Here is a 6188-nt window from a genome sequence, read left to right as displayed (position 1 = left end):
AATTAAAATCATGCATAAGTTAGATTTTAATTAAGGAACCCTATATACAGTTCTATATTCAAATAATAAAATAAAAAGTAATTATAAGCTCAAATAAAAATATTTAGAGTGTTAAGTAAAAATACTTGACAGCTATATTTATTTTTGCTAATATATGCTTTGTGAGTAAGGTGATTACATGGAAAAAAGATTAGAGTTATCATTACTTTTAGATTTTTATGGTCCGTTGCTTACAGAAAAACAAAGAGACATAATGGGCTTGTATTTTAATGATGATTTATCTTTAAAAGAAATATCTGAGATTACAAATACTAGTAGGCAAGCAATACATGATTTAATAAAAAGATGTAATAGTCTCTTATTAGAGTACGAAAAAAAACTTCATCTTTTAGAAAAAAGTTTAGAAATTAAAAATTCTAAAGAAAGAATAATAAAAAAAATAGGTAGTTTAGATATAGAGGACCATGAAAAGTCCGAAGTAATCAATGATATAATCAAAAATATTATTGAAATTTAGGAGGTTTACTATGGCTTTTGAGGGATTAACTTCTAAGTTGCAAGAAACCATAAAAAAGTTAAAAGGTAAAGGCAAACTTTCAGAGAAAGATATAAAAGAAGCTATGAGAGAAGTTAAACTAGCGTTGTTAGAAGCAGACGTTAACTATAAAGTTGTTAAAAACTTTGTTAAAGACGTTAGTGAGAAATGCCTTGGAAATGAAGTTTTAGAAAGTTTAACCCCAGGACAGCAGGTAATTAAAATAGTTAATGATGAGTTAACTAAACTTATGGGAAATGTGGAAAGTAAGCTTCAATTAAATCCAAATGGAATTTCTGTAATTATGTTGGTGGGACTTCAAGGTGCTGGTAAAACAACAATGGCTGGTAAGCTTGCACTTAACCTTAGAAAAAACAATAAAAAGCCTCTTTTAGTAGCGTGTGATATATATAGACCTGCCGCAATTAAACAACTTCAGGTGGTAGGAAAATCAATAGATGTACCAGTGTTTACTATGGGAGATAAAACAAGTCCAGTGGATATTGCTAAAGCATCTATAGAAAATGCTAAAAATAATGGATGCAATGTAGTAATTGTTGATACTGCTGGAAGACTTCATATAGATGAAGAATTGATGAATGAACTTAAAGATGTAAAAGAAAATATAGATCCTAATGAAATATTATTAGTAGTTGACTCAATGACAGGTCAAGATGCAGTAAATGTAGCTGAAAGTTTTAATTCTCAACTAGATATATCAGGTGTAATATTAACAAAACTTGATGGTGATACAAGAGGAGGAGCTGCACTTTCAATTAAAGCTATGACTAGTAAGCCAATAAAATATGTTGGTATGGGAGAAAAAATGTCTGATCTTGAAGTATTCCATCCAGAAAGAATGGCTTCTAGAATATTAGGCATGGGAGACGTACTTTCTCTTATAGAAAAAGCACAATCTGCAATTGATGAACAAAAAGCTCAAGAATTAGGAAATAGAATGTTAAATCAAGAATTTAACTTTGAAGATTTTCTAGATATGCTTAATCAAATGAAGAAATTAGGACCTTTAGGCAAAATTATGGAAATGGTGCCTGGAATGAATTCTAAAGAATTAAAAGGATTAGACCTTTCACAAGGAGAAAAGGAAATGGGTAAAATAGAGGCAATAATAAGCTCCATGACCTTTGAGGAAAGAAGAAAACCTAATCTAATATCATCTTCACCATCAAGAAAAAAAAGAATCGCTAATGGTTCAGGTACTTCAATTCAAGAAGTAAATAAAATTTTAAAACATTTTGATATGATGAAGAAGGCTATGAAGAACATGAAGGGTATGCAGAAGTCAATGAAAAAAGGTATATTTGGAAAGTTACCTTTTTAAATATATGATATTAATCCTTTGAAGGAGGTGAAAAAACATGGCAGTAAAAATTAGATTAAAAAGAATGGGTGCTAAAAGAGCTCCTTTCTACAGAATCATAGTAGCTGATTCAAGATCTCCAAGAGATGGAAGATTTATTGATGAAATAGGATATTACAATCCAACAACAGAGCCAGTTACAGTTAAAATAGACGAAGAAAAAGCAAACAAGTGGGTAAAAAATGGTGCACAACCAACAGATACAGTTAAAAGACTTTTCAACAACGCTGGAATAAAATAGTAAGTTGTTGATTTGAATGGAGGAGCATTCCATGAAAAAGTTACTTGAAGTTATTGCTAAATCTTTAGTTGACAATCCCGATGCCGTAGTAATAAATGAAGTTGCTAGCGACCATTCTATAATATTAGAGTTAAAAGTTGATAAGGCAGATATGGGAAAGGTAATTGGAAAACAGGGAAGAATAGCTAAGTCTATTAGAACTGTTGTAAAAGCAGCGGCTGTTAAAGAAAATAAAAGAGTTGTTGTAGAAATAATAGAAACATAAGAGTTAGGGTATCCTAACTCTTATTTTATAATTATAATTAATTATGAAAATAAATTATAGGGATTTCACATAAAAACTCCAAAGGCTTTGACGGTGGAGTTTTAACCATATAATAAAATTCTAGGAGGAGCTTTTAAAAATGAAAGAGTTTATGAGCATAGGGCAAATAACTAAGCCTCACGGAGTAAGAGGAGAGGTAAAAGTTTTTTCGCTTACAGATAGCTTGGAAGAGTTTACAGCGTTAAAAAAGGTATATATAGATGAAGTGGAGAGAAAGATTATTTCTTGCAAGCTTCAAACTGATAGAGCAATACTTAAAATCGAAGGTATAGATTCTATGGATGAAGCTGAAAAATATAGAAATAAATATTTAAAAATTCATAGAGAAGACGCTAAAGAGCTACCAGAGGATAGTTATTATATTGCAGATTTAATTGATTGTAAAGTCTTTGATACTGAGGGAGAAGAATTAGGTACAGTATATGATGTTATTGAAACAGGAAGTAATGACGTATATTGGGTTAAAGGGAAAAAAGAAGTGCTTATACCAGCTTTAAAAGAGATTGTGGTTAAAGTAGATATTGAAAACAATGAGATAACAATAAAGCCTGTCAATGTTTGGTCTGAATAATGAAGATACATATATTAACACTTTTTCCCGAAATGTTTGATGTATTTAATCATAGCATTATGGGAAGAGCGCAAAATGAAAAAATATTAGAAATAAATTGTGTGAATATTAGGGATTATGCAAACAATAAACATAAAAAAGTAGATGACTATCCTTATGGTGGAGGTGCAGGAATGGTGATGACTCCTCAACCTATAGTGGATTGCATAAAAGATGTGAAAAAGGTTAATAATGGTAAGGTAATATTTCTAGGGCCTAGGGGTAAAACTTTTAATCAAGAAATGGCTAAGGAATTAAGCAATGAGAAAGAATTAATTTTCTTATGTGGCCACTATGAAGGCATAGATGAAAGGGTTCATGATTACATAGACATGGAGTTATCCTTAGGTGATTTTGTACTAACTGGTGGCGAAATGGCATGTATACCAATTGTAGATGGTATAAGTAGAATGATTCCAAAAGTATTATCTTGCGATGAAAGTTTTATGGACGAATCCTTTTATGATGGATTGTTAGAATATCCCCAATATACAAGACCTTATGATTTTGAAGGAAAAAAAGTTCCAGAAGTTTTAATTTCAGGACATCATGATAATATAAGAAAATATAGAAGACTTCAATCCTTGCTTATAACTAAAGAAAAGAGAAGTGATCTATATAAAAACATTGAACTTACAAAAGAAGATAAAAAAATATTAGAGAATTACTATAAAAGTATAAAATAGTATTGATATGATATTTTTTATGTGATAAAATGTGTTTTGTGCTAGTACGGGCGGTCCTCTGTCATGATACATGATTATGAACGTCAAATAAAGCTTAGGAGGGAATGCACATGTTAGATATAATAAAAGCTATAGAAGCTGAACAAATTAGAAATGATTTACCAGAATTCAACGTTGGGGACACTGTTAAAGTTCACATCAGAATCAGTGAAGGAAGCAAAGAAAGAATCCAGATTTTTGAAGGAACTGTACTTAAAAGACAAAACGGTGGATTAAGAGAAACTTTTACTGTAAGAAGAGTAGCTTCAGGAGTTGGAGTAGAAAAAACTTTCCCAGTTAATGCTCCAGTTATAGAGAAAGTTGAAGTTGTAAGAAAAGGTAAAGTAAGAAGAGCTAAGTTATTCTACTTAAGAGATAGAGTAGGAAAAGCTGCTAAAGTTAAAGAATTAATCAGATAAAAAAATGGGGCTAAAAAGTCCCTTTTTTTATTTTAAAATATAAGTTTTAAAACTTAAAAATATTTTTTATTATTATAAATTGCTTATTGCCAACTATAAAGAAAAAGAAAGGTGGGTATTTATGAGTATAAATTGGTTTCCGGGACATATGGCGAAGACTAGAAGGCAGATTAAAGAAAGTCTTAAACTAGTAGATGCAGTAATAGAAATAAGAGATGCTAGAATTATAAAATCTAGTGCTAATCCTGATATAGAGGAGATCTGCAAGGATAAACCCAGAATTATATTATTGAATAAAAGTGATTTAAGTGAAGAAAAAGTAACAAAAGGATGGGTAAAGACTCTTTCTAATGATTATACTAAGGTGCTATCAGTAAATTGTTTAACTGGTATGGGACTTAAGAATATTAAGCCTGCATTGGATGAAATCTTAAAAGAAAAGCATGATAGACTTAAAAATAAAGGAGTAGTTAATATTGTTACTCGTGTTATGGTAGTAGGAATACCTAATGTAGGGAAATCTACCTTTATCAATAAATTAGCTAAAAATAATATAGCGAAAACTGGAGATAGGCCAGGAGTTACTAAGAGTAAACAGTGGATAAAGACTAAAATAGGTATAGAACTTATGGATACTCCAGGTGTATTATGGCCTAAATTTGAGGATGAAGAAGTAGGGTTAAATCTTGCCTTTACAGGAGCTATAAAAGATGAAATTATGGATATAGAAGATTTAGCATTAAAGCTTATAGAGAGATTGCAAGAGTATTATCCAGAGCGATTAAAAGAGAGATATAAACTTAATGAATTAAGTGAAAGTGCTCTTGAAAACATGGAGAATATAGGAAGAAAAAGAGGGGCTGTAATCTCAGGGGGAAATATAGATTATAATAGAGTGGCAGTAATGCTTTTAGATGAGTTTAGGGGTGGAAAATTAGGCCCTATTTCACTTGAAAGGCCTTAAGTCAATTGACGATTGACAATGGACAATTATGGATACTTCTCTCAAGAGAAGTTTTAAACTTATTTCTTTTAAAGAAATTGATGTCAATTGTCCATTTTTAATTTTATAAAGAATAGTGGTGATAGTTTTGCATGATTTGAATTTATCTTCTATGAAATATGATGAAATAAAAAACTATATAAATAAATTTCAATCAAATTATACAATTGATGAGTGTAATGAATTGTTTATGGAATTAGTAAATTTATTAAATAGTGATAATCGAAAAAATGTACAGAAGTTAGGTGAAAAACTAAAAAAACATATAAATGCTTACCATGAAGAAATAATTAGAGTAAAGCACATGTATGATTTTGATAAAAGCTTTGGTGATTATAAATATGTTGCTGGTGTAGATGAAGTAGGAAGAGGACCTCTTGCAGGACCTATTGTTTCTGCAGCAGTAATACTAGATTTAGATTTTGAAATAAATAAGGATATGATTTTATATATTAATGATTCTAAAAAGATATCACAAAAGTTAAGAGAAGAGTTAGTAGAAAAAATAAAAGAAAATGCATTAAGTTATAGCATTTCTATTATTAATAATGAGGAAATAGATGAAAAAGGTATAGGATGGTGTAATAATGAAGTATTTAAAAAGGCTTGTAAGGGGCTTTCTATTACACCAGAGGTAGTTTTATCAGATGGATATTTAATTAAAGATTTTGATATTAAAAATTATCATGTTATAAAAGGTGATACTAAAAGTGCAAGTATAGCTTGTGCTTCTATACTAGCTAAAGTTTTTAGAGATAAACTTATGGAAGACTATAGTAGAGAGTTTTTAAACTATGGCTTTGAAAGAAATGTGGGTTATGGTACAGAAGAGCATGTAAAAGCTTTAAAGAGCTATGGTGTGACAAAAATACATAGAAAAAGTTTTTTAAAGAATATACTATAAAAAAATATGATTTAGGTCATGCTTTTTTATATAGGGTTCCACAAT

9 protein-coding genes are annotated in these 6188 nt (G+C 29.9%); all 9 read left to right on the top strand.

Annotation, left to right across the window (positions count from 1 at the left end; genetic code table 11):
* The first annotated feature begins 178 nt into the window (after positions 1–178).
* Positions 179–517: a putative DNA-binding protein gene (locus tag B2W91_RS20495; protein WP_291584320.1), complete on the top strand. Its 339-nt coding sequence runs from the start codon at positions 179–181 to the stop codon at positions 515–517.
* A gap of 10 nt (positions 518–527) precedes the next feature.
* Positions 528–1877: a signal recognition particle protein gene (gene ffh / locus B2W91_RS20490; protein ID WP_291584319.1), complete on the top strand. Its 1350-nt coding sequence runs from the start codon at positions 528–530 to the stop codon at positions 1875–1877.
* A 37-nt stretch (positions 1878–1914) separates the two neighbouring features.
* Positions 1915–2157, top strand: coding sequence for a 30S ribosomal protein S16 (rpsP, locus tag B2W91_RS20485; RefSeq protein WP_039631837.1), 243 nt, complete (start codon positions 1915–1917; stop codon positions 2155–2157).
* A 31-nt stretch (positions 2158–2188) separates the two neighbouring features.
* A complete protein-coding gene (locus B2W91_RS20480) occupies positions 2189–2422 on the top strand; it encodes a KH domain-containing protein (RefSeq protein WP_039631839.1) in 234 nt (77 codons plus the stop codon).
* A gap of 139 nt (positions 2423–2561) precedes the next feature.
* Positions 2562–3053 (top strand): ribosome maturation factor RimM, encoded by a 492-nt coding sequence (gene rimM, locus B2W91_RS20475; RefSeq protein WP_291584318.1) that lies wholly within the window; start codon positions 2562–2564, stop codon positions 3051–3053.
* Complete coding sequence (trmD, locus tag B2W91_RS20470; RefSeq protein WP_291584317.1) at positions 3053–3778, top strand: tRNA (guanosine(37)-N1)-methyltransferase TrmD; 726 nt, start codon at positions 3053–3055, stop codon at positions 3776–3778. The genes rimM and trmD overlap by 1 nt, the downstream gene beginning before the upstream one ends.
* Before the next feature lie 110 nt (positions 3779–3888).
* The gene (rplS, locus tag B2W91_RS20465; protein ID WP_291584315.1) at positions 3889–4236 is read left to right on the top strand and encodes a 50S ribosomal protein L19; all 348 of its coding nucleotides are present in this window, start codon (positions 3889–3891) and stop codon (positions 4234–4236) included.
* 121 nt (positions 4237–4357) lie between these two features.
* The gene (ylqF, locus tag B2W91_RS20460) at positions 4358–5200 is read left to right on the top strand and encodes a ribosome biogenesis GTPase YlqF (protein ID WP_291584313.1); all 843 of its coding nucleotides are present in this window, start codon (positions 4358–4360) and stop codon (positions 5198–5200) included.
* A 151-nt stretch (positions 5201–5351) separates the two neighbouring features.
* On the top strand, positions 5352–6143 hold the full coding sequence (locus B2W91_RS20455; RefSeq protein WP_414633144.1) for a ribonuclease HII: 792 nt from the start codon (positions 5352–5354) through the stop codon (positions 6141–6143).
* Positions 6144–6188 lie beyond the last annotated feature (45 nt).

It is taken from the genome of Clostridium sp. UBA6640 (genome assembly GCF_002455975.1).
Classification (GTDB): domain Bacteria; phylum Bacillota; class Clostridia; order Clostridiales; family Clostridiaceae; genus Clostridium_J.
Note: the sequence above shows the minus strand (reverse complement) of the source record. Positions and strands in the feature narration are given on the sequence as shown.

Bases quoted from the DNA above. Each gene is read 5' to 3' on its own strand.
- B2W91_RS20495 (WP_291584320.1), top strand. From the start codon at position 179: ATGGAAAAAAGATTAGAGTTATCATTACTTTTAGATTTTTATGGTCCG.
- ffh (WP_291584319.1), top strand. From the start codon at position 528: ATGGCTTTTGAGGGATTAACTTCTAAGTTGCAAGAAACCATAAAAAAG.
- rpsP (WP_039631837.1), top strand. From the start codon at position 1,915: ATGGCAGTAAAAATTAGATTAAAAAGAATGGGTGCTAAAAGAGCTCCT.
- B2W91_RS20480 (WP_039631839.1), top strand. From the start codon at position 2,189: ATGAAAAAGTTACTTGAAGTTATTGCTAAATCTTTAGTTGACAATCCC.
- rimM (WP_291584318.1), top strand. From the start codon at position 2,562: ATGAAAGAGTTTATGAGCATAGGGCAAATAACTAAGCCTCACGGAGTA.
- trmD (WP_291584317.1), top strand. From the start codon at position 3,053: ATGAAGATACATATATTAACACTTTTTCCCGAAATGTTTGATGTATTT.
- rplS (WP_291584315.1), top strand. From the start codon at position 3,889: ATGTTAGATATAATAAAAGCTATAGAAGCTGAACAAATTAGAAATGAT.
- ylqF (WP_291584313.1), top strand. From the start codon at position 4,358: ATGAGTATAAATTGGTTTCCGGGACATATGGCGAAGACTAGAAGGCAG.
- B2W91_RS20455 (WP_414633144.1), top strand. From the start codon at position 5,352: ATGAAATATGATGAAATAAAAAACTATATAAATAAATTTCAATCAAAT.